The organism is Piscinibacter sp. XHJ-5, assembly GCF_029855045.1.
Classification (GTDB): Bacteria; Pseudomonadota; Gammaproteobacteria; order Burkholderiales; family Burkholderiaceae_C; genus Albitalea.
In genome coordinates, this window is record NZ_CP123228.1 from 3856666 (window position 1) to 3876897 (window position 20232).

The 20232-nt window shown below is 69.1% G+C and carries 20 protein-coding genes; 15 read left to right on the forward strand and 5 right to left on the reverse strand.

All coding sequences use genetic code 11. The features are described 5' to 3' along the window. The first annotated feature begins 48 nt into the window (after nt 1-48). Together tagH and P7V53_RS18185 are read left to right on the forward strand one after the other, a co-directional pair. Nucleotides 49-1158: a type VI secretion system-associated FHA domain protein TagH gene (tagH, locus tag P7V53_RS18180; protein ID WP_280150912.1), complete on the forward strand. Its 1110-nt coding sequence runs from the start codon at nt 49-51 to the stop codon at nt 1156-1158. Nucleotides 1159-1218: 60 nt separating this feature from the next. Continuing rightward, a complete protein-coding gene (locus P7V53_RS18185) occupies nt 1219-1380 on the forward strand; it encodes a hypothetical protein (RefSeq protein ID WP_280150913.1) in 162 nt (53 codons plus the stop codon). 5 nt (nt 1381-1385) lie between these two features. On the opposite strand, the gene P7V53_RS18190 is transcribed toward P7V53_RS18185, so the two are convergent. The 3 genes from P7V53_RS18190 to P7V53_RS18200 are packed head-to-tail and all read right to left on the reverse strand — an operon-like array spanning nt 1386 to nt 5065. Continuing rightward, nucleotides 1386-2024: an alpha/beta fold hydrolase gene (locus P7V53_RS18190; protein WP_280150914.1), complete on the reverse strand. Its 639-nt coding sequence runs from the start codon at nt 2022-2024 to the stop codon at nt 1386-1388. Continuing rightward, entirely contained in the window at nt 2014-2805 is a 792-nt protein-coding gene (gene otsB / locus P7V53_RS18195; RefSeq protein WP_280150916.1) for a trehalose-phosphatase, read from the reverse strand. The genes P7V53_RS18190 and otsB overlap by 11 nt, the downstream gene beginning before the upstream one ends. Then, the gene (locus tag P7V53_RS18200) at nt 2783-5065 is read right to left on the reverse strand and encodes a trehalose-6-phosphate synthase (protein ID WP_280150917.1); all 2283 of its coding nucleotides are present in this window, start codon (nt 5063-5065) and stop codon (nt 2783-2785) included. Before P7V53_RS18200 ends, otsB begins: the two co-directional genes overlap by 23 nt. A gap of 152 nt (nt 5066-5217) precedes the next feature. Between P7V53_RS18200 and P7V53_RS18205 the strand changes: the two genes are divergently transcribed. Beyond that, nucleotides 5218-7017 (forward strand): glycoside hydrolase family 15 protein, encoded by a 1800-nt coding sequence (locus P7V53_RS18205; RefSeq protein ID WP_280150918.1) that lies wholly within the window; start codon nt 5218-5220, stop codon nt 7015-7017. Between the two features lie 36 nt (nt 7018-7053). Here the strand turns inward: P7V53_RS18205 and P7V53_RS18210 are convergent, their stop codons facing one another. After that, complete coding sequence (locus P7V53_RS18210; protein ID WP_280150920.1) at nt 7054-8205, reverse strand: GGDEF domain-containing protein; 1152 nt, start codon at nt 8203-8205, stop codon at nt 7054-7056. Between the two features lie 110 nt (nt 8206-8315). Further along, a complete protein-coding gene (locus tag P7V53_RS18215; protein WP_280150921.1) occupies nt 8316-8834 on the reverse strand; it encodes a GNAT family N-acetyltransferase in 519 nt (172 codons plus the stop codon). Between the two features lie 290 nt (nt 8835-9124). Between P7V53_RS18215 and P7V53_RS18220 the strand changes: the two genes are divergently transcribed. From P7V53_RS18220 to P7V53_RS18275, 12 genes are all read left to right on the forward strand, one after another. Next, nucleotides 9125-9823, forward strand: coding sequence for a GntR family transcriptional regulator (locus P7V53_RS18220; protein ID WP_280156549.1), 699 nt, complete (start codon nt 9125-9127; stop codon nt 9821-9823). A gap of 69 nt (nt 9824-9892) precedes the next feature. Further along, nucleotides 9893-11626 (forward strand): fumarate reductase/succinate dehydrogenase flavoprotein subunit, encoded by a 1734-nt coding sequence (locus tag P7V53_RS18225; RefSeq protein ID WP_280150922.1) that lies wholly within the window; start codon nt 9893-9895, stop codon nt 11624-11626. Nucleotides 11627-11694: 68 nt separating this feature from the next. Next, on the forward strand, nt 11695-11928 hold the full coding sequence (locus P7V53_RS18230; RefSeq protein ID WP_280150923.1) for a ferredoxin family protein: 234 nt from the start codon (nt 11695-11697) through the stop codon (nt 11926-11928). A gap of 11 nt (nt 11929-11939) precedes the next feature. Continuing rightward, complete coding sequence (locus P7V53_RS18235; RefSeq protein WP_280150925.1) at nt 11940-12887, forward strand: HEAT repeat domain-containing protein; 948 nt, start codon at nt 11940-11942, stop codon at nt 12885-12887. Then, complete coding sequence (gene fdxA, locus P7V53_RS18240) at nt 12884-13207, forward strand: ferredoxin FdxA (protein ID WP_280150926.1); 324 nt, start codon at nt 12884-12886, stop codon at nt 13205-13207. The genes P7V53_RS18235 and fdxA overlap by 4 nt, the downstream gene beginning before the upstream one ends. Nucleotides 13208-13305: 98 nt before the next feature. Next, entirely contained in the window at nt 13306-14724 is a 1419-nt protein-coding gene (locus P7V53_RS18245; RefSeq protein WP_280150928.1) for an ABC transporter substrate-binding protein, read from the forward strand. Between the two features lie 16 nt (nt 14725-14740). After that, a complete protein-coding gene (locus P7V53_RS18250; protein ID WP_280150930.1) occupies nt 14741-15691 on the forward strand; it encodes an ABC transporter permease in 951 nt (316 codons plus the stop codon). Continuing rightward, a complete protein-coding gene (locus P7V53_RS18255) occupies nt 15688-16548 on the forward strand; it encodes an ABC transporter ATP-binding protein (protein ID WP_280150931.1) in 861 nt (286 codons plus the stop codon). The genes P7V53_RS18250 and P7V53_RS18255 overlap by 4 nt, the downstream gene beginning before the upstream one ends. After that, entirely contained in the window at nt 16545-16880 is a 336-nt protein-coding gene (locus tag P7V53_RS18260; RefSeq protein ID WP_280150933.1) for a DUF971 domain-containing protein, read from the forward strand. Before P7V53_RS18255 ends, P7V53_RS18260 begins: the two co-directional genes overlap by 4 nt. Nucleotides 16881-16912: 32 nt before the next feature. Next, a complete protein-coding gene (locus tag P7V53_RS18265; RefSeq protein ID WP_280150934.1) occupies nt 16913-17689 on the forward strand; it encodes a ferredoxin--NADP reductase in 777 nt (258 codons plus the stop codon). Between the two features lie 37 nt (nt 17690-17726). Then, a complete protein-coding gene (locus tag P7V53_RS18270) occupies nt 17727-18737 on the forward strand; it encodes a putative sulfate exporter family transporter (protein ID WP_280156550.1) in 1011 nt (336 codons plus the stop codon). 84 nt (nt 18738-18821) lie between these two features. Then, nucleotides 18822-20207, forward strand: coding sequence for an FAD-containing oxidoreductase (locus P7V53_RS18275; protein WP_280150935.1), 1386 nt, complete (start codon nt 18822-18824; stop codon nt 20205-20207). The last annotated feature ends 25 nt before the right edge of the window (nt 20208-20232 follow it).

The following is a 20232-nucleotide window of genomic DNA, read 5'->3' on the forward strand; positions in this document are numbered from 1 at the left end:
CGGCAGTAAGATCGATCACTCGGGTTCCGAGGGTCCAGAGCGCGTCCGATGATCGCGATTCGAGTGGTTTCCCGCGCCGGCGAAGCGCCCAGTGCACCGCTCGCGGCGGTGTTCGGCGACGCCGGCGGCGACATCGGGCGCGGCGCTGACTGCACACTCGTGCTGCCCGACCCCGAGCGCCGCATCTCGCGCAAGCACCTGCAGGTCGCCACCCGCGCCGGCCGCCACCTGCTGCGGCTCATCAGCACCAACCTGCTGGTCGAACTCAACGGCGTCCCGCTCGCCCCGGGCGTGGAATACCTGCTGGACGACGCGGCCGAGATCCGCATCGGCCCGTTCGTGCTGCAGGCGGGCTCCGGCACCCGGCCCGTCGCCGCCGCGAAGGCCGACGATTCCCTCGATCTGCTGGCCCCCCCACGCACGGCATCGCGCCTCAGCGTCTTCCACGACCTGCTGCATGCCGACGAGGCGCCGCGCGCTACGCCCGCCGAGATCGATCTGGTGGTCGGCGACACGTCCGAGTACGGCGCGCCTGGCGCGCGCCCCGCTCTGTCCGCCTCCGCCGACGAGCTGGTCGCAGCGCTCTACGCCGGACTGGGCATGACGGTCCCGCCGCCGGAAGCGGGCTCGACGCAGCAGATGCGCCTCGTGGGCGCCCTGCTGCGCAGCACGGTGGCCGGCACGCTCAGCCTGCTGGCATCGCGCACCATCGCCAAGCGCGAGCTGGGCGCCAATCCCACGCTGCCGCAAAGCCGCCAGAACAACCCGCTCAAGTTCTCGCATCACGTCGACGCGGCGCTGTCGCGGCTGCTCGGGCCGCCGCAGCGCGGTTTCATCGCGCCGCTGGCCGCCGTCGACGCCGCCTTCGACGACTTGCGTGCACACGAGCTGGCGGTCATCGCGGGCATGCGGGCCGCGCTCGAGGCGGTGCTCGCGCGCTTCAACCCGCAGACGCTGGAGTCGCGGCTGGCCGGCAAAGGGGTCTGGGAGAACCTGGTGCCGGTCAACCACAAGGCCCGGCTGTGGGAGCGCTATGGCGAGCAGCACGCCGAAATGCTGCGCGAGATCGAGGACGACTTCGACTCGATCTTCGGCCGCGCCTTCAGCGAAGCCTACGAGGCCCAGCTCGCGCGGCTGGACGCGCCGCCGCGCGGCTGAATGCGTCCGGCGGATCACCATGCTGCAAGCCGATGATTGCCCCTCGTGAAACCATGCGCCATGCACGACCTGCCGCCCAATCCACCGGAGGCACCGCCGCCGGCCGAGCCGCCGCCCGGGCAGCCTGAGCCGAGCGAGCCCACCATCGAGGATCCGCCGTCCCCGCACCGGCCGGACCCCGTGCGCGAGCCGGGACGCGCGCCCCCGGCCATCGCGCGCTGATCGCCTCAGCCGGGGCCGAGGTGCTGGTGGAACCAGGCCGTGGCGAGCCGGGTGACCTCGTCCAGCGTCCCGGGCTCCTCGAACAGATGGGTGGCGCCGGGCACGATGGACAGCACCTTCTCGCTGCGCATGCGGGCCATCGCACGTCGGTTGAGCTCGAGCACCTGCGGATCGTGCGAGCCGACGATGAGCAAGGTCGGGGCACGCACCTCTTCCAGCGCGTCGCCCGCCAGGTCGGGCCGGCCGCCGCGCGACACGATGGCCGCGGGCCGATGCCGCGGCTGCGCCGCGGCCATCAGCGCGGCGCCGGCGCCGGTGCTGGCACCGAAGTAGCCGAGCGGCAGCAGGGCCGTGTCGGCATTGAGGTGCACCCAGTCGGTCGCCTCGCCCAGACGCTGGGCGAGCAACTCGATGTCGAACACGTTGGCGCGGTCGTTCTCCTCGTCCTCGGTGAGCAGGTCCAGCAGCAGCGTGGCGATGCCGGCTCGGCGAAGCGCCGTCGCGACCCGCTGATTGCGCGGGCTGAGCCGGCCGCTGCCGCTGCCGTGGGCGAAGAGCACGATGCCGCGCGCCTGCGCCGGCACCCCCAGCAGGCCCTGCAGGCCATGCGGCGGGATCTCGACGGCCTTGACGTCATCGGACATGCACGCCTCCTCTGGCTGCGGCGACGCCGTCGCCGCGCAGCGCCAGCATGCGGTGCAGCACGCTCACCAGCTCGGTGTCGCTGTCGAGGAAGAACATCGCGCGCGACAGGGGATCGTCGCGGCCGATGCGCACCGTGAGCCAATGCGGCTCGGCGCGCATGAACACGGCCTCGTCGTTGACGTCGTCGCCGATGAACACCGCCGCTCCCGAGCGCGTGCGGCGCACCAGCGACGCCAGCGCGTCGCCCTTGTCCGGCAGTCCCGGGCCCACGATGTTGACGACGCACTTGCCGCCGAAGCGCTTGAGCGCCGGATCGATGCCCTGCAGCAGCTCCTCGATGCAGGTGAGCGCGGCGCCGACGTTGGGCGCGAGCCGGTAGTGCAGCGCCAGCGAGTACTGCTTGTCCTCGACCTCGACGCCGGCGTCGATCAGCAACTCGCCGTGCAAGGCGATGCGGTGCCGCAGCGCATCCAGCGCCTGGCTGGCAGTAGACGGCGGGCCCACCTCGGGGTCCTCGCCGCCGTGGTTGCCGATGACGTAGCGCGGCTGGAAGCCCAGCCGCGGGCGCACGTCGGCGACGCTGCGTCCGGTGATCACCGCCACCGGCAGGCCCCTGGCCAGCTGCGCCAGCCCCTGCGACACGGCAGACGGCACATGCACCTCGTCGGGACGCGCGACGATGGGCGCCAGCGTGCCGTCGAAGTCGAAGGCCAGGAGCGGCGACAGCCGCATGACCGCTTCCAGCGCCTGCTCGCCCTCAGATGTGAACAGGTGTCGCATCCGATGTCACCTGGTGGCGCTGCACCCGGGCCTCGATGCGCTCGCGCAGCCGCGTGCGTCCCGCGTCGGCGAGCATGCGCCCTGCCCAGCGGTAGACATTGAACTCGCGCACCGTCATGCGCAGGCTGGCGATGCGCTCGCGCTGCTCGGCCGGGTGCATGGTGATCGCACGCAGCAGCGCGTCGGCGGTTTCCTCCACGTGGTACGGGTTGACGATCAGCGCCTCGGGCATCTCGCGTGCCGCGCCGGCAAAGCGGCTCAGGATGAGCACGCCCTGCAGGTCGTCGCGCGCCGCCACGAATTCCTTGGAAACGAGGTTCATGCCGTCGTGCAGGCTGGTCACCACGCACACGTCGGCCGCGCGGTAGAGCTCATTGACCTGCTCGTGGTTGAAGTGCTGGGCCAGCAGCTGCACCGGCAGGTAGCCGGCGCGGCCGAAGCGCTCGTTGATGCGGTCGGTCACCTGGTGGATGCGGTCCTGGAACGCGCGGTATTCCTCCAGCGAGCTGCGCGACGGCGCAGCCACCTGCACGAAGCAGAAGCGGCCTATCCACTCGGGGTTCTTCTCGAGGAAGCGCTCGACGGCGTGCAGGCGCTCGAGGATGCCCTTGGTGTAGTCGAAGCGGTCCACGCCGACGGCGATCTTGTAGCTGCCGTCGAGCCCCAGGCGGTCGTACAGCTTGCTCCGGCAGTCCTCGATGGACGGCCACGACGCCATCGTCTCCTCGTTCGGCCACTCGATGGAAATCGGGTAGGCCTCGATCAGCGTGGTGTCCTGCTGGAACGAGATCGTCGAATGCTCCTGCTCGATGCGCGCTTCGAGGTAGCGGTCGACCGTTTCCATGAAGTTCTTGCAGTGATAGCGCGTATGAAAGCCGAGGATGGTGCTGCCCAGCATGCCCTGCAGCAGCTCGCGGCGCCACGGACAGATGCCGAAGGACTCGGGGTTCGGCCAGGGGATGTGCCAGAAGGTGAGGATGGTCGCGCGCGGCAGACGGGCGCGGATCATCGCGGGCAGCAGGGCGAAGTGGTAGTCCTGCACCAGCACGATGGGGTCCTCGCTGCGCGCCTCCTGCACCACCGCGTCGGCAAAGCGCTGATTGACCTCGCGATAGGCCTGCCAGTCGCTCTCGCGGAACACCGGCCGCACGTGCGCCACGTGGCACAGCGGCCACAGGCCCTCGTTGGCGAAGCCGTAGTAGTAGCCCTTTTCCTCCTGCTCGGTGAGCCACAGCCGGCGCAGCGTGTACTCGGCGTGGCCGGGCGGCACGCCGACGCGATCGTGCGCATCGACCACCATGCGGTCGCCGCTGCCGCTGCCGTGCGCGATCCACGTGCCCGAGCAGGCGCGCATCACCGGCTCCACCGCCGTGACGAGGCCGCTGGCAGGACGCTTGACCACGGCCTCGTCGCCCTGGCGCTCGTGGATGTACGGCTCGCGGTTGGAGACGACGATGACCTGGTCGCCGCGCAGCTGCGTCTTCAGCAGCACGCGCAGCCGGTCGGGGTCCCACTCGGCGTCGGGACCCTGCGCGCGCCGGTACTCGTCTTCCAGGTCGCGCAAGCGTGCGCGCAGGTCGGCGGCGAATGGCGCCAGCTCGGGCGGCGGGACGTTGTTGCCGCCGGGCACATCGGACAGCATGGGGCTCAGCAGGCCTTCGCCGCGCATGATGGCGCGCACGCCGGACACCCAGCCGCGCCAGCTGAGCTGGGCGACCACCATGGTGATCAGCGCCATCGTGAGGCCCAGGCCGGCGATGAGGATGATGAGGTAGCGGCGCGTGTCCTGGCTGCGCCGGTCGACGAAGCTGAGGTCGTGCAGCAGCACCAGGTCGGCCACCTTGCCGTTCTCGCCGCTGATCGTGTGCATCCCCACGTGCACCGGCCCGCCCTCGATGCGCAGGCGCGGGTCGGCCTGGTGCGTCAGCCGCGCCGCTTCGGTGCAGGTGAGCGTCTTGGGGAAACCCGCCGTGCGGTGGATCACCTGGCCGCTGGTCGAGCACAGGGCGATGGCCACCATGCGCTCGTCCTGCGTCGCGCGGTCGATCAGCATCTGCAGGCGGCGGTCGTTGCGCAGGCCGACCGCATCGATGATCGGCTCGGCGAGCGTGTTGGCGATGAGTTCCCCCCGGATGTTGAGGTCGCGTGCGAACCAGCGCAGCGTGAGCCGGTCCATCACGGGCACCGTGAGGTAGGCCGCGACAACCAGTGTCACCAGGAGAGGAATCAGGAAGCGAAGCTGAAGGCGAAGGGTCTTCACGGACGAACGCGAGCGAACCCGCGAATGGGCACTGAGCGGGAAGGGCAAATGGCGCGCCCGCTCGTGCAGACGGTTTCAATCGGTGTCAAGGACGCGTCCAGAATGCCCAGGCCAATCTGCCATTCTTTGCACGAGAAGGCTTTCGAACAACCATGACCCCACCCCCAACAAGCCTCGATGTCGCCCTGATCGGCAACTGCGCGATCAGCGCCCTGGTCGACAGGCGTGCTGCCATCGTGTGGTGCTGTACACCTCGTTTCGACGGCGACCCCATCTTCCATGCGCTGCTGGACAGCGGGCAAGGTTTGCCGCAAGACGGGACGCTGGCGATCGAGCTGGAAGGCTTCGCGCGCTCGGAGCAGGAATACGAGCCGGGCACCGCCGTGCTGCGCACGCGCCTGTTCGACGCCCACGGCGAGGGAATCGAGATCGTCGACTTCTGCCCGCGCTTCTTCACCCGCGACCGCGCCTTCCGGCCGGCGCAGATCGTGCGGCGCGTGCATCCGCTCGTGGGCCATCCGCGCGTGCGCTTCATCGTGCGCCCGCGCGGCGAATGGGGCACGGTGGCGCCCAAGGTCAGCCGCGGCAGCAACCATCTGCGTTTCGACCTGCCCAGCGGCGCCATGCGGCTGAACACCAACGCCCCGCTCACCTACGTGATCGACAGCACCTGGTTCTCGCTGCACTCGCCGGTGAGCCTGATGCTGGGGCCCGACGAGACGCTTCCCGGCGCCATCGAGGACACGGCGCGCGAGTTCGAGGAACAGACCCTGCTGTACTGGCGCCTCTGGACCCGTCGCCTGGCGCTGCCGCTCGAATGGCAGGACGCGGTGATCCGCTCGGCGATCACGCTCAAGCTGTGCCAGTTCGAGGAGACCGGCGCGATCGTCGCGGCGATGACGACGAGCATCCCGGAGGCGCCGAACTCACAGCGCAACTGGGACTACCGCTTCTGCTGGCTGCGCGATGCCTTTTTCGTGGTGCGCGCGCTGAACAGCCTGTCCGAGGTCGGCACGATGGAGGACTACCTGCGCTGGCTGTTCGACGTGGTGCGCGACGCCAAGGGCGGCCATGTGCAGCCGCTGTACGGCATCGGGCTCGAGAAGACGCTCACCGAGAGCATCGTGCCGCACCTGGGCGGCTACCGCGGCATGCCGCCGGTGCGGGTGGGCAACCAGGCCTTCGAGCACTTCCAGTACGACGTGTACGGCAACATCCTGCTCGGCGCTTCGCAGGCCTTCTTCGACCATCGGCTGTTGCGCCGTGCCGAGCTGCGCGATTTCGCCGAGCTCGAGCTCATCGGCGAGCAGGCCTGGCGCTTCCACGACCAGCCCGATGCCGGCATGTGGGAGCTGCGCACCCGCGCGCGCGTGCACACCTCGTCGTCGCTGATGTGCTGGGCCGCCTGCGACCGGCTGGCGAAGATCGGCGCGGTGTTCGATCGTGCCGATCGCACCGCGTACTGGCGCGCGCGCGCCGACGCCATCCGCACCAAGATCCTCGAGCAGGCGTGGAGCGAGAAGCGGCAGGCCTTCGTGGAGAGCTTCGGCGGCAAGGACCTCGATGCCAGCGTGCTGCTGATGGCCGAGGTCGGCTTCATCGAGCCCCGCGATCCGCGCTTCGTGAAGACGGTCGAGGCGCTGGAGTCGACGCTGTGCGACGGTCCCTTCATGCGTCGATACGAAGCGCCCGACGACTTCGGCAAGCCCGAGACCGCGTTCAACGTCTGCTCCTTCTGGCGCATCGATGCGCTGGCGCGCATCGGCCGCGGCGCCCAGGCGCGCGAGATCTTCGAGGCACTGCTGTCGCACCGCAATCACGTGGGCCTGCTGTCGGAGGACCTGCACGTGGCCAGCGGCGAGCTGTGGGGCAACTTCCCTCAGACGTATTCGATGGTGGGCGTGGTGAACGGCGCGGTGCGCCTGTCGGCGCCTTGGGACACGATGGTGTAGGTGCCGCGACGCGCGGGCGTCGCACGGTGGATGCCGCTAGGCGCCCGGCGCCGCCACCACGCGATTGCGCCCCTGCTGCTTGGCGGCATACAGCGCCTTGTCCGCTTCGCTCACCGCGCTCGACGGGCTCGACATCGAGGCCGGCACGATGGTCGACACACCGATGCTGCAAGCCAGGCGCACGCTCTTGCCCTCGTGGTCCAGCTCGACCGCGGCGACGCCGGCCAGCAAGCGCTCGGCCACCTGCTGCGCCGCGCGTGCATCGGCGCCCGCCAGCAGCACGGCGAACTCCTCGCCGCCATAGCGCGCCAGCACGTCGTTCGAGCGGTGCAGCGCCCCCCGCAGCGCCTGCGCCGCGGCGACCAGGCAGCGGTCGCCGAAGGGATGGCCGTGGCTGTCGTTGATGTTCTTGAAGTGGTCGAGGTCGATGATCAGCACCGACAGCGGTTCCGACTCGCGGGCGGCGCGCGCCCACTCGGCGACCAGGCGATGCTCGAAGTAGAGGCGGTTGTTCACCTGCGTCAGCGCATCGGTCACGCTCAGCAGCTCCAGCTGCCGGGCCCGCTCCTCCAGCTCCAGGCGCGCATCGGCAGCCGCCCAGTAGTCGTCATGGACGACCTGGGACGACCTGTAGAGGTAGGGGACGAGGACGACCGAGACCAGCGCGATCAGCGTGTGCAATGCCGTGGGATCGGTGAGCAGCGCGACGGCGAGCGGCGCGAGCACGCCGGCCGGGTACCAGAAGCGCACGAAGGGGCTGATCGCGAGCCCGAGCGACCCCGAGCAGCCCACGCCCACCGCGACGAACACCAGCGGCATTTCGGCCGCATGCAGGGCCGGCCAGTGCATCGACAGGCCCGTCAGCACGCCCCAGTGCAGGCAATTGCCCAGCAGCAAGGTCATGTACACGCGGAAAGCGCGTGCGTAATCGGCTTCGACCATGCGCGCGAAGCGCTGCCGCAGCAGCTGCCGCGCAAGCGCATTGCCGAGGAACAGTGCCGAGTTGAATGCACAGAACAGCGGCTGCTGGGTCCACAGGCCGGTCCACAGCGAGATCAGCAGCCACAGCGGCAGGTGCACGAAGATGCCGCGATCGCCTCGCTTGGCGAGGTCGAGCAGGCCCTGCCGCGCGCGGGCCCGTGCGATCGGGTGGTCCGGCGTGTGGTCGAGGATGCTGCTGACTGCCAATTGATTGCTCCAACGGCAGGGATATCGGCATCCCGCAGTCCCGAATGAAAGACGAAACCGTGATGAATTCGTAGGTTGGGGGAGCGAGCCGAACCCGAAGCCACTCCCACCTACCAGGACGGCGGGTCTGGATGCAGGCGGGCCATCGAATGGGCGTCCACATACCGGCCGTCGCGCAGCGCGTACGCCCGGTGAGTGCCCTCGATCTCGAAGCCGAACTTGCGATACAGCGCGATCGCCGCCGCGTTGTCGGTATAGACGGTGAGCTCCAGCCGCAGCACGCCGGCCCAGCGGTCGGCGTAGTCGCACATGGCGGTCATCATGGCCGTGCCGACGCCGCAGCCCTGGGCTTCCCGTGCGATGGAGATGCCCAGCATCATCGCGTGGCGCCGCCGCAGCGACGACCCGACCGGGTGCAGCCCCGAAGAGCCGACGACGTCACCGTGCAGCTCGGCCACCAGCAGCAGGTCGCCCTTGGCCGGATCGCCGCTGTCGGCCAGCCGCTTGCGCCAGATCTCCTCGCTGGTGAAAGGCAGCTGCATCAGCCCGGCAAAGACTTGCGGGTCGCCCATGAAGCGCGCGAACGCTGCAGCGTCGTGAATCGAGGCGCGTCGCACCGTGATCGTCATGGCGTGTCCTCCTGCGGGCGCAGCGTAGCCGAAAGGCTTGCCGCCGCACCAGCGCTGTGAACGCGGCGCGCCGCCGTCGCGATCGCAGTGCATCGGTGCTCGCCCGGCGTGCATGGCGAGGTCCGGATGCGCGCGGAAACGGCCTTTTCGGCTGGCATGCGACATGCTTGGCATGACCTGTCATAACAGGTTGCCGATCGACGCCCATGACCCCCGCCCGCAAGACTCCGGTTCCCCGCATCGCGCGGCCGCGCACCGCCTCCAAGGTCACACTGCTGCCGTCGGTGCCCATGCATTCGCAGATCCGCGAAATCATCCGCCGCCACGTGCTCGACGGCACCTATGCGCCGCATTCGCAGATGCCCTCGGAGGCGCAGATGATGGACGCCTTCCAGGTCAGCCGCATCACGATCCGCCAGGCCCTCGGCGACCTGCAGAAGGAGGGGCTCATCTTCAAGGTGGCCGGCAAGGGCAGCTTCGTCGCCAAGCCCAAGGCCTTCCAGAGCCTGTCGCGGCTGCAGGGCTTCGGCGAGGCGATGGGGCCGGCCGGCTACGAGACGTTCTCGCAGGTCCTCAGCACGCGCCGGCTGGCCGCTAACGAGGTGGTCGCGCGGCGCCTTGCACTCGAGCCCGGCGCACCGGTGTTCGAGATCCAGCGGCTGCGCTACCTCAACCGCGAGCCGATCTCCGTCGACGTGAGCTACTTTCCCCTGGCGCTCGGCGAGCGGCTGGCGCATGAAGACCTCGCCACACGCGACATCTTCGTGATCCTCGAGAACGACCTCGGCCAGCAGCTCACGCACGCCGACGTGCAGATCGAGGCGATCTCCGCCGACGAGTCGCTCGCCCGCCAACTGCGCATCGCCGAGGCCTCTCCGCTGCTGCGCATCGAGCGGCTGACCCACGCCGGCGAGCAGCCGATCGACTTCGAGTTCCTCTACTACCGCGGCGACGCCTTCCAGTACCGGCTGCGCATCGACCGCACATAAGCATGCGTGTTTTCGTTCGTTCGCATCCGCCGCGCCGCTTCCTAGGCTGCGCGGCCTCACGGAGTCCCCATGCCACAGCCTCTTGAACTGGAATTCGATCTCGTCGTCATCGGCGGCGGCACCGGCGGCCCGATGGCCGCCGTGAAGGCGAAGGAGCGCAACCCCAAGCTGCGCGTCCTGCTGATCGACAAGGCCAACGTGAAGCGCAGCGGCGCCATCTCGATGGGCATGGACGGCCTGAACAATGCGGTGATCCCCGGCCACGCCACGCCGGAGCAGTACGTGAAGGAGATCACCGTCGCGAACGACGGCATCGTCGACCAGGAGGCGGTGATGGCCTACGCGGCGCACAGCTTCGAGATGATCCAGGAGCTCGACCGCTGGGGCGTCAAGTTCGAGAAGGACGAGACGGGCGACTACAGCGTGCGCAAGGTGCATCACCTCGGCGCCTACGTGCTGCCGATGCCCGAGGGGCATCACATGAAGCGCATCCTCTACCGCCAGCTCAAGCGCGCGCGGGTGGAGATCACCAACCGGGTCGTCGTGACCCGCGTGCTCACGGGGCCGGGCGGCGAAGTGGCCGCGGTGATGGGCTTCGACTGCCGCACCGCGGAGCTCCATGTGATCCGCACCAAGGCTGCCGTGCTGTGCACCGGCGCCGCCGGCCGGCTCGGCCTGCCCGCTTCGGGCTACCTGATGGGCACCTACGAGAACCCCACCAACTGCGGCGACGGCCACGCGATGGCCTTCCACGCCGGCGCCGACCTGGCGAACCTCGAGTGCTTCCAGATCAATCCACTGATCAAGGACTACAACGGGCCGGCCTGCGCCTACGTCACCGGGCCGCTGGGCGGCTACACCGCCAACGCCCGGGGCGAGCGCTTCATCGAGTGCGACTACTGGAGCGGCCAGATGATGGAGGAGTTCCACCGCGAGCTGCAGAGCGGCAACGGCCCGGTGTTCCTCAAGCTCGACCACCTGGCCGAGGAGACCATCCAGGACATCGAAACCATCCTGCACACCAACGAGCGGCCGAGCCGCGGGCGCTTCCACGATCGCCGCGGCAACGACTACCGGCGCGAGATGGTGGAGATGCACATCTCCGAGATCGGCTTCTGCAGCGGCCACAGCGCCTCGGGCATCCACGTCAACGCGCGCGGCGAGACGTCGGTGAAAGGCCTCTATGCCGCCGGCGACTGCGCCAGCGTGCCGCACAACTACATGCTCGGCGCGTTCGTGTACGGCAGGCACTGCGGACTCAACGCCGCCGCGTACTGCGGCGAGGTGGGCCATGCACCGGTGAACGATGACCAACGCGCCGCCGAGTCGGCGCGCATCCTCGCGCCGCTGAATCGCGAGAGGGGACTCACGCCGTACCAGGTCGAGTACAAGACCCGCCGCCTCGTCAACGATTACCTGCAGCCGCCCAAGATCACCCGCAAGTACGATCTCGGCCTGCGCCGCTTCGCCGAGATCAGGGAAGACCTGCAGCATTTGTCGGCTGGCAACCCGCACGAGCTGATGCGTGCGATGGAGGCCCATTCGATCCTCGACTGCGCCGAGATGGCCGCGCAAGCGTCGCTGTTCCGCACCGAGAGCCGCTGGGGGCTGTACCACGCGCGGGTCGACCACCCCGAGCGCGACGACGCCGAGTGGTTCTGCCACTCGCTGCTGTCTCGCGATGCGCAGGGGCGGATCACGCTGCGCAAGAAGGCCGTCGAGCCCTACATCGTGCCGGTGGACGAAGAGGAGCGCACGGCCTACCAGCGGCTGCGCGTGGCCAAGGCGGCGCAGGCTGCGTGAGCACCGCCTCCCCTCACCCCGGCCCTCTCCCGCACCCGGGAGAGGAGACAAGACGAGAGAAATCGATCATGACCATCGCCCTCACCCCCACCCAGGTGCCCGTCAGCGTCGACGAGGACAAGTGCATCGCCGACAAGGGCTGCACGGTCTGCGTCGACGTGTGCCCGCTCGACGTGCTCGCCATCGACATCGTGAAGAACAAGGCCTACATGAAGTTCGACGAGTGCTGGTACTGCCTGCCCTGCGAGCAGGACTGCCCGACCGGCGCGGTGAAGGTCGAGATTCCCTATCTGCTGCGCTGAGGAGCCGCGCCATGCTGGATGCACTCACCCGCCGACTCACCGATCCCGACGCCACCGTGCGCCGCCTCGCCGTGCTCGACCTGCCGTACAGCGACGAGGACGACATCGTGCCGCTGCTGCTGCCGCGGCTGGCCGACATCGACGCCACCGTGCGCGTCGAGGCCGTGCGCGCGCTCGAAGGCTATGAGGCGCCCGAAGTCGTCGCCGCGCTCGCAGGCCTGCTGCTCGACCCGCACGCCGATGTGCGACGCGCCGCCGCCGACGTGCTGGCCGAGCTGAAGGACAGCGCATCGGCCGCGCCGCTGCTGCCCATGCTGCTGGGCGGCCCGGCCGCGGCGCGCGCCTCGGCCTTTCGCGCCGTGCGCTCCCTGCGGTCGCCGGCGGCCTTCGATCCGGCGATGCAGTCGCTGCGCGATCCCGAGACGAGCGTTCGGCGCGAGGCGGTCGGCGTGCTCGGCTACCTGAAGAACCCGGCCGCGGTCGGCGAGCTCGCTGAAGTCGCGGCCAACGACCCCGACCCGGAGGTGCGCCGCATCGCGATCGGCGCGCTCGGCTACTCCAGCACGGTGAGCGTGCTGCCCGCGCTGGTGCGCGCGCTCGGCGACAGCATCTGGATGGTGCGCGAGGAGGCGGCCCAGACGATCGGCAAGCTGCGGCTGTCGCCGGCCACGGCAGAGCTCGTGCAGGCCATGGCCGACGACTACTGGCAGGTGCGGGTCGCAGCCGCTCGCAGCCTGGGCTGGCTCAAGGCGCACGCCGGCCTGCCGGCGCTGGTGGCCTCGCTCACGCATCCCGTGAGCAACCTGCGCAAGGAAGCGGTGATCGCACTCGGCGAGATCGGCGACACGCGGGCCATCGCGCCGCTGGAGGCGTCGCTCGCCGATCCGGATCCCGATGTGCGCAAGCTCGCGCGGCTGGCCCTGACAGCCATCGCGCTGGCGGAAAGGAAGACGCAATGACCTATGTCGTCACCGAAGCCTGCATCCGCTGCAAGTACACCGACTGCGTCAGCGTGTGCCCGGTCGACTGCTTCCATGAAGGTGCGAACTTCGTCGTCATCGACCCGCAGGTGTGCATCGATTGCGCCGTCTGTGTGCCTGAGTGCCCGGTCGGCGCGATCGTGGCCGAGGACGAGCTGACCTCCGACCAGCAGCCCTACCTCGCGCTGAACGCCCGCTACGCGAAGCAGTGGCCGCTGATCACCCAGGCACGCGAGCCGCTGCCCGACGCCGAGCAGTGGGCCCGGGTCGCATCCAAGCTCGAGCAGTTGCAGGCATGAGCCGCACCGCGCAAGACGGCGCACGAGCCCACCTCAGGTGGCATCTGTCTTGCGGTCGAGGGGACAAGACGCTTCCTCAATCCACGGAGATCAGGTCCATGAAACACATCCTCCCGCGAGCCGGCGCCCTGCTCTGCCTCGCGCTCGCACTGCCCGCCCTGGCCGCGAAGCAGGAAGTCGTCATCGGGATCGGCACGCAGAACACCACCACCAACACCGTCACCGGCGGCGTGGCGATCAAGGAACTCAAGCTGCTGGAGAAGCACCTGCCGAAGACCGGCAAGTACAAGGACGTGACGTTCAGGCTGGACTGGCAGAACTTCACCTCGGGCCCGCCCATCACCAACGGCATGATGGCCAAGAAGCTGCACATCGGGATGATGGGCGACTACCCGCTGCTGGTGAACGGCGCGACCGGGCAGTCGCAGCCGGGCAACGAGACGCAGCTCGTGGCCGTCATCGCGTACAACGCCTTCGGCTCGGGCAACGGCGTCGTGGTGCACAAGGACTCGCCGTACTACCAGCTGTCCGATCTGAAGGGCAAGCTGATCTCGGTCCCGTTCGGCTCGGCGGCGCACGGCATGGTGCTGCAGGCCATGCAGACGCGCGGCTGGTCCGAGGGCTACTGGAACCTGGTGAGCCAGAGTCCCGAGGTCGGCACCACCAACCTGCAGGAGAAGAAGATCGACGCGCACGCCGACTTCGTGCCGTTCGCCGACCTGCTGCCGTACCGCGGATTCGCGCGAAAGATCTTCGACGGCGTCGAGACGAAGGTGCCCACCTTCCACGGCGTCGTCGTGCGCAAGGACTTCGCCGCCGAGCATCCGGAGGTCGTCGTCGCCTACATCAAGGCGCTGATCGAGGCCAACGCCTGGTTGCGTGCCAACCCGGCGGCGGCGGCGGCGAAGATCGAGGAGTGGACCAGGGTCGAGAAGGAGGTCGCCTACCTCTACCTCGGCCCGGGCGGCATCCACACGCTCGATCCGACGATCAAGCCGCGCTGGATCGACACCATCAAGACCGGCCACGAGGTGCTCACGCGGCTCAACCGCGTGAAGGCGCTGGACGTCAACGCCTGGGTCGACGAGACCTACGTGCGCCAGGCCTACAAGGAGCTGAAGCTCGACTACGACGCGCAGAAGCAGACGCTCGCCAACTACGACATCACCGGCCACGACGCGCTGTGCAAGACGGCCATCACGCGTCCCAAGGAGGCGGGCGAGGTATGGGTCGAAGGCACGACCATCGCGGCGTATTCGTCGCCGGTCTGCACACTGGCAGCCATCAACAAGGCGCAGGCGGAGAGCCGGAAAGTCAAGGTGGCCTACCTCTACGACCGCGCGCTGGGCATCAAGGTGTTCGCCGACAAGGCGTTCTACGCGCTCAACACCGCCGATGCGAAGAAGCCGCAGATCGTCCCCTTCCTGCTGAAGAAGGATGCCGAGGCGCATGCCGTCTCCATCGGCGGCAGGCTGGCCACCTACACCGAGGCGCTGGCTGCGGCCACCGGCCTCTGAAGCGGAGGACCCCGCCATGTCGACCGCCATGCGCCGCCTGTTCGAGGAAGTCTCTCCCGAGCATCCGCCCGACATGCCCGCGGCCATCGCGCTGCCGCGGGCGGCCGATGCCGTGCGCGCCTTGCCGCCTGCCGTGGCAGCGCCGCCCGCGGCTGGCTCGCCGCTCGCGGCATGGCTGCGCGCGCACGGCGCCGTCTACCTGATGAGCGCCGCATCGCTGCTGGGAGTGCTGCTCTTCTGGCACCTCGCCACGACCTACCGCTGGGATTTCTACATCCGCTTCACCAACATCCCGACGCCGCTCGAGGTGCTGGAGAAGGTCGTGCAGGTCAACCAGAACGGCAAGTTCATCACCAACATCGGCATGAGCCTGCGCCGCATCTTCATCGGCTTCGCGGCGGCCACGGTGGTGGGCGTGGCGATGGGACTGGCGATCGGTCGCTACCGGTTCGCCCGGCACTTGCTCTTCCCCGCGCTGGAGGCGCTGCGGCCCATCCCGGCGATCGCGTGGGTGCCGATCTCGATCATGCTGTGGCCCGACAACGAGGTGAGCATCGTCTTCATCACCTTCATCGGCGCGTTCTTCCCGATCCTGCTCAACACGGTGAGCGGGGTGCAGTCGGTCGACGCGGTCCTGCTGCGCGCCGGCCAGTGCCTGGGCGCCAAGGAGCGGCAGCTGATGCGGCATGTGGTGCTGCCCGGCGCCGCGCCGCAGATCTTCACCGGGCTGGCGGTGGGCATGGGGGTGGCCTGGGTGTCGCTGATCGCGGCCGAGATGATCTCCGGCCAGTTCGGCATCGGCTACTTCACCTGGGAAGCCTACTCGCTGATCTCGTATGCCGAGATCGTGCTGGGCATGATCACCATCGGGCTGCTCGGGCTGGTCTGCAGCGGGCTCATCCGCCTCGCCGGCAAGACGCTGATGCCGTGGCTCGACTATGCCGCGCCGCAGGGGAGCGCGCGATGAGCAAGCCCAGCAAAGGCCACATCGAGATCCGCGACCTCACGGTCAGCTTCGGCTCCAACGGCCATGGCATCGACGCGGTGAGCGGCGTGTCGCTCGAGGTGAAGCCCGGCGATTTCGTCAGCGTCATCGGACCGTCGGGCTGCGGCAAGTCGACGCTGCTCAACGTCGTCGCCGGCTTCCTGCGTCCCAGCCGCGGGCAGGCGCTGCTCGACGGCCAGTCCATCGGCGCGCCGGGCGCCGATCGCGGCGTGGTGTTCCAGCAGTACTCGCTGTTCCCGTGGATGACGGTGCGCAAGAACGTCGAGTTCGGGCTGAAGATGCAAGGCCATGGCGCCAGCGCGCGCGAGTCGGCGGCGCGCACGCTGCTCGGGCTGGCGGGCCTGCTCGCCTTCGAGAACCACTATCCCGACCAGCTGTCCGGCGGCATGAAGCAGCGTGTGGGCATCGTGCGGGCGCTGGCCACCAGCCCCCAGGTGCTGTTGATGGATGAGCCCTTCGGCGCGCTCGACTCGCAGACGCGCACGGTCATGCAGGAGATCCTGACCAACATGTGGCAGCAGCTTCAGCTGTCGGTGCTGTTCATCACCCACGACATCGAGGAGGCGATTTTCCTGTCGGAGAAGGTGTACGTGATGACCGCGAGACCCGGGCGCATCAAGGCCGAGATCGCGATCCCGCTGCCACGGCCGCGCACGCCCGAGATGATGGCCACGCCCACCTTCCACGCGCTGGTGCGCCAGCTCAAGTCGCTGATCCGCGACGAGAGCCTCGCCGCGATGGGCGGCGAGCTGGGCGCCACCGGCCTGCAGGGCCTGGACCATCACGTCGGCCGCGAAGGCATCAAGGCATTGACATGACCGAGCACCTCTGGCCCGAATCGATCCTGGACCATCGCAGCTCGGGCCTGCTCGAGCTGGTCTGGCAAGACCACATGCGGGCGCTGATCCCGCACCCGCTGCTACGATCGCTGTGCCGCTGCGCGGGCTGCGAACAGCAGTTCCGCCTCTCGGGTCGACGGGCCGAGGTCTCACCGGACATCCGCCTCGAAGACATCCGGCCCGTCGGTGACAAGGCGCTGAACCTCGTCTTCTCCGACGGCCACGGGCGCGGCATCTACCCCTGGGCCTATCTGCGGGAGCTGTCACGGGCGCATTCCGTTGCACGGGAAGCGCTTGTCTCGGCCCCTTGACCCCCTGATCGACGATTCTTTGCACACCGACCATGGCCAACCTCGGCACCGAAAAAGTCCTGCACGTCCACCACTGGAACGACACGCTGTTCTCGTTTCGCACCACGCGTGATCCGGCACTGCGCTTTCGCAACGGCCACTTCGTGATGATCGGACTGCACGTCGAAGGCAAACCGCTGCTGCGCGCCTACAGCGTGGCCAGCGCCAACCACGACGAACACCTCGAGTTCTTCAGCATCAAGGTCGAGAACGGACCGTTGACATCCCGCCTGCAGCACCTGAAGCCGGGCGACGAGGTCATCGTCGGGCGCAAGCCCGTCGGCACGCTGGTGCTCGACGACCTGCGGCCCGGCAAGCACCTGTACCTGCTGTCCACCGGCACCGGCCTTGCACCCTTCATCAGCATCATCCAGGACCCGCACACCTATGAGCGCTTCGAGAAGGTCGTGCTGGTGCACGGCGTTCGGCAGGTCGACGAGCTGGCCTATGCCGACTTCTTCCAGCAGCAGCTGCCCGAGCACGAGTTCCTCGGCGAGATGCTGCGCGACAAGCTGATCTACTACCCCACGGTCACGCGCGAGCCGTTTCGCAACCAGGGCCGCCTCACCGACCTCATCGAATCGGGCAAGCTCGCCGCCGACACCGGCATGCCGCCCATCGATGCGGCAACCGACCGCGCAATGATCTGCGGCAGCGAGGCGATGCTGAAGGACGCCTGCAGACTGCTCGACGCGCGCGGCTTCTCGATCAGCCCTCGGCAAGGCGAGCAAGGCGACTACGTCATCGAGCGCGCCTTCGTCGAGAAGTAGGAAAGCCTTGTCGACGCCCTCCGCCACGAGCGCCCGCCTGAGCGGCGCGGCGTCCGCGGCGTGGGGCGCGCTGGCGCTGCGCTGGCCGGGCACGGCCCTGTGCGGCGTGATCGCGCTGGGCGCGAGCTTCGTCGCCGGGCTGCACCGCGGACCCCAGCTGCTGTACGCGCTGTTCTTCGGCGTCTGCTTTCATTTTCTCGAAGACGAGGCGAAGACCCGGCCGGGCATCGAGTTCTGCGGACGCACGCTGCTGCGCCTGGGGGTCGCGCTGCTCGGCGCGCGCATCACCGTGACGCAGATCGCGGCGCTGGGCTGGACCAGCGCCGCGATCGTCGTCGCCGCGGTGCTGAGCACCATCGGCGTCGGCATCGTCCTGTCGCGCCGCCTGGGCCTGGGCACGGCCGCCGGCGTGCTGTCGGGCGGCGCCACCGCGATCTGCGGCGCCTCGGCCGCGCTGGCGCTGGCTGCCGTGCTGCCCCGATCACCGCAGCGCGACCGCTTCACCCTCGTTGTCGTCGTCAGCGTGACCACGCTGTCGACGATCGCGATGCTGCTGTATCCGCCCATCGCCCGGGCGTTCGGGCTGCCCCCGGCGCTCGCGGGCCTCTTCCTCGGCGGCACCATTCACGACGTCGCCCAGGTCGTCGGGGCCGGGTACCTGATGGGCCCGGCCACGGGCGACCAGGCCACGCTGGTGAAGCTGCTGCGCATCTCGCTGCTCGCGTTCGTCGTGATGGCGGTGTCGCTGTCCGGGCTGTCGCGCGGCTCGCAGACCTCGGCCACGCGGCCGCCCCTGCTGCCGGGCTTTCTGCAGTGCTTCGTCGTGCTGGTGGCGCTGAATTCGCTAGGGTGGGTGCCCGCCGGCGCGCAGGAGCTCCTGGGCAGCGTCTCGCGCGGCTGCCTGGTGGTCGCGATCGCCGCCCTCGGCATCAAGACCTCGTTCACGACGCTGGCGCAGGCGGGCTGGCGGCCCTTCGTGCTGCTGCTGGTGGAGACGCTGTGGCTCGCGGGCTTCGTGCTGGCGACTATTCTTGTCGGCAGGCGGTGAGCCGCAGCGAACCCCGACGAGCACCGGTGTAAGCGCGAGGACCCCTTCGCGACCAAGCCTTCATTCACCCAAGAGGAGGCCGCCATGTCCACCCCCTTCGACGCCATCGTCATCGGCAGCGGCCAGGCCGGCCCCTCCCTCGCCGTGAGACTCGCCGACGCCGGCATGAAGACGCTGCTCATCGAGCGCGAGCACCTTGGCGGCACTTGCGTCAACGACGGCTGCATCCCGACCAAGACCCTGGTGGCCAGCGCTCGCGCTGCCCACGTCGCGCGGCGCGCCGGCGACTATGGCGTGCGCATCACCGGTCCGGTGACGGTGGACATGAAGGCGGTGAAGGCGCGCAAGGACGCCGTCGTGCAGCAGTCGCTCGACGGCCTGGCCCGCTGGCTCGAGGGCACCGCGAACCTGACGCTGGCATGGGGCCATGCGCGCTTCGTCGGTCCGCATGCGGTGCGCGTCGGCGACGACGTCTACGAGGCGCCGAAGGTCTTCATCAACACCGGGGGGCGCGCCGTCGTGCCCGACTGGCCCGGCATCGCCGACATCGACTACCTGACCAACACCTCGATGATGGGTCTCGACGTGCTGCCGGAGCACCTCCTGGTCGCCGGCGGCAGCTACATCGGGCTCGAGTTCGCGCAGATGTTCCGCCGCTTCGGCTCGCGCGTCACCGTCGTCGAGTACGCCGACCGGCTGATTGCCCGCGAAGACCCCGAAGTGTCGCGCGAGGTGCAGGCCATCCTCGCGCGCGAAGGCGTCGAATTCCTGCTCGGCGCGCGCGACTTTCGCCTCGCGCGGGGTTCGTCCGGCAACGGTGTGACGCTGTCGCTGAGCGCCGGCGGCCGCGCCCACGAGCTCGCCGGCACACATTTGCTGTTCGCCGTCGGCCGACGTGCGAACACGGACGATCTCGGCCTGGACCGGGCCGGCATCGCGACCGATGCCCGGGGCTTCATCACCGTGGACGACCAGCTGCGCACGAACGTCGAGGGTGTCTGGGCGCTCGGCGACGCGAATGGCCGCGGGGCGTTCACGCACACCTCGTACAACGATCACGAGATCGTCGTCGCCAACCTGCTCGACAACGATGCGCGCCGCATCAGCGATCGCATCCCGGCCTATGCCCTCTTCACCGACCCGCCGCTCGGACGCGTCGGCATGACCGAGGCGGAGGTGCGCGCCTCAGGCAGGCCCGCACGGGTCGGCGTGATGCCGATGACACGCGTCGGCCGCGCCAAGGAGCGCGGTGAGACGCAGGGTTTCATGAAGGTACTCGTCGATGCCGAGACCGATCGCATCCTGGGCGCGGCGCTCCTGTGCATCGAAGGCGACGAGATCGTGCACTCGCTGCTCGGCGTCATGGCGGCCGGCGCGCCGTACACCGTGGTGCGGCGCGCCATGCACATCCATCCGACGGTCAGCGAGCTGATCCCGACGCTGCTCGGCGACCTGAAGCCACTGGCTTGAGATCGCCGCCGGCCGAGAGGCTGTC

Excerpts from the sequence above, each read along its gene's own strand:
- P7V53_RS18225 (WP_280150922.1), top strand. The coding sequence starts at position 9,893 with ATGCCACAGCCTCTTGAACTGGAATTCGATCTCGTCGTCATCGGCGGC.
- P7V53_RS18230 (WP_280150923.1), top strand. The coding sequence starts at position 11,695 with ATGACCATCGCCCTCACCCCCACCCAGGTGCCCGTCAGCGTCGACGAG.
- tagH (WP_280150912.1), top strand. The coding sequence starts at position 49 with ATGATCGCGATTCGAGTGGTTTCCCGCGCCGGCGAAGCGCCCAGTGCA.
- P7V53_RS18250 (WP_280150930.1), top strand. The coding sequence starts at position 14,741 with ATGTCGACCGCCATGCGCCGCCTGTTCGAGGAAGTCTCTCCCGAGCAT.
- P7V53_RS18205 (WP_280150918.1), top strand. The coding sequence starts at position 5,218 with ATGACCCCACCCCCAACAAGCCTCGATGTCGCCCTGATCGGCAACTGC.
- P7V53_RS18215 (WP_280150921.1), bottom strand. The coding sequence starts at position 8,834 with ATGACGATCACGGTGCGACGCGCCTCGATTCACGACGCTGCAGCGTTC.
- P7V53_RS18260 (WP_280150933.1), top strand. The coding sequence starts at position 16,545 with ATGACCGAGCACCTCTGGCCCGAATCGATCCTGGACCATCGCAGCTCG.
- P7V53_RS18185 (WP_280150913.1), top strand. The coding sequence starts at position 1,219 with ATGCACGACCTGCCGCCCAATCCACCGGAGGCACCGCCGCCGGCCGAG.
- P7V53_RS18245 (WP_280150928.1), top strand. The coding sequence starts at position 13,306 with ATGAAACACATCCTCCCGCGAGCCGGCGCCCTGCTCTGCCTCGCGCTC.
- P7V53_RS18190 (WP_280150914.1), bottom strand. The coding sequence starts at position 2,024 with ATGTCCGATGACGTCAAGGCCGTCGAGATCCCGCCGCATGGCCTGCAG.
- P7V53_RS18220 (WP_280156549.1), top strand. The coding sequence starts at position 9,125 with ATGCATTCGCAGATCCGCGAAATCATCCGCCGCCACGTGCTCGACGGC.
- P7V53_RS18235 (WP_280150925.1), top strand. The coding sequence starts at position 11,940 with ATGCTGGATGCACTCACCCGCCGACTCACCGATCCCGACGCCACCGTG.
- fdxA (WP_280150926.1), top strand. The coding sequence starts at position 12,884 with ATGACCTATGTCGTCACCGAAGCCTGCATCCGCTGCAAGTACACCGAC.
- otsB (WP_280150916.1), bottom strand. The coding sequence starts at position 2,805 with ATGCGACACCTGTTCACATCTGAGGGCGAGCAGGCGCTGGAAGCGGTC.
- P7V53_RS18275 (WP_280150935.1), top strand. The coding sequence starts at position 18,822 with ATGTCCACCCCCTTCGACGCCATCGTCATCGGCAGCGGCCAGGCCGGC.
- P7V53_RS18265 (WP_280150934.1), top strand. The coding sequence starts at position 16,913 with ATGGCCAACCTCGGCACCGAAAAAGTCCTGCACGTCCACCACTGGAAC.
- P7V53_RS18255 (WP_280150931.1), top strand. The coding sequence starts at position 15,688 with ATGAGCAAGCCCAGCAAAGGCCACATCGAGATCCGCGACCTCACGGTC.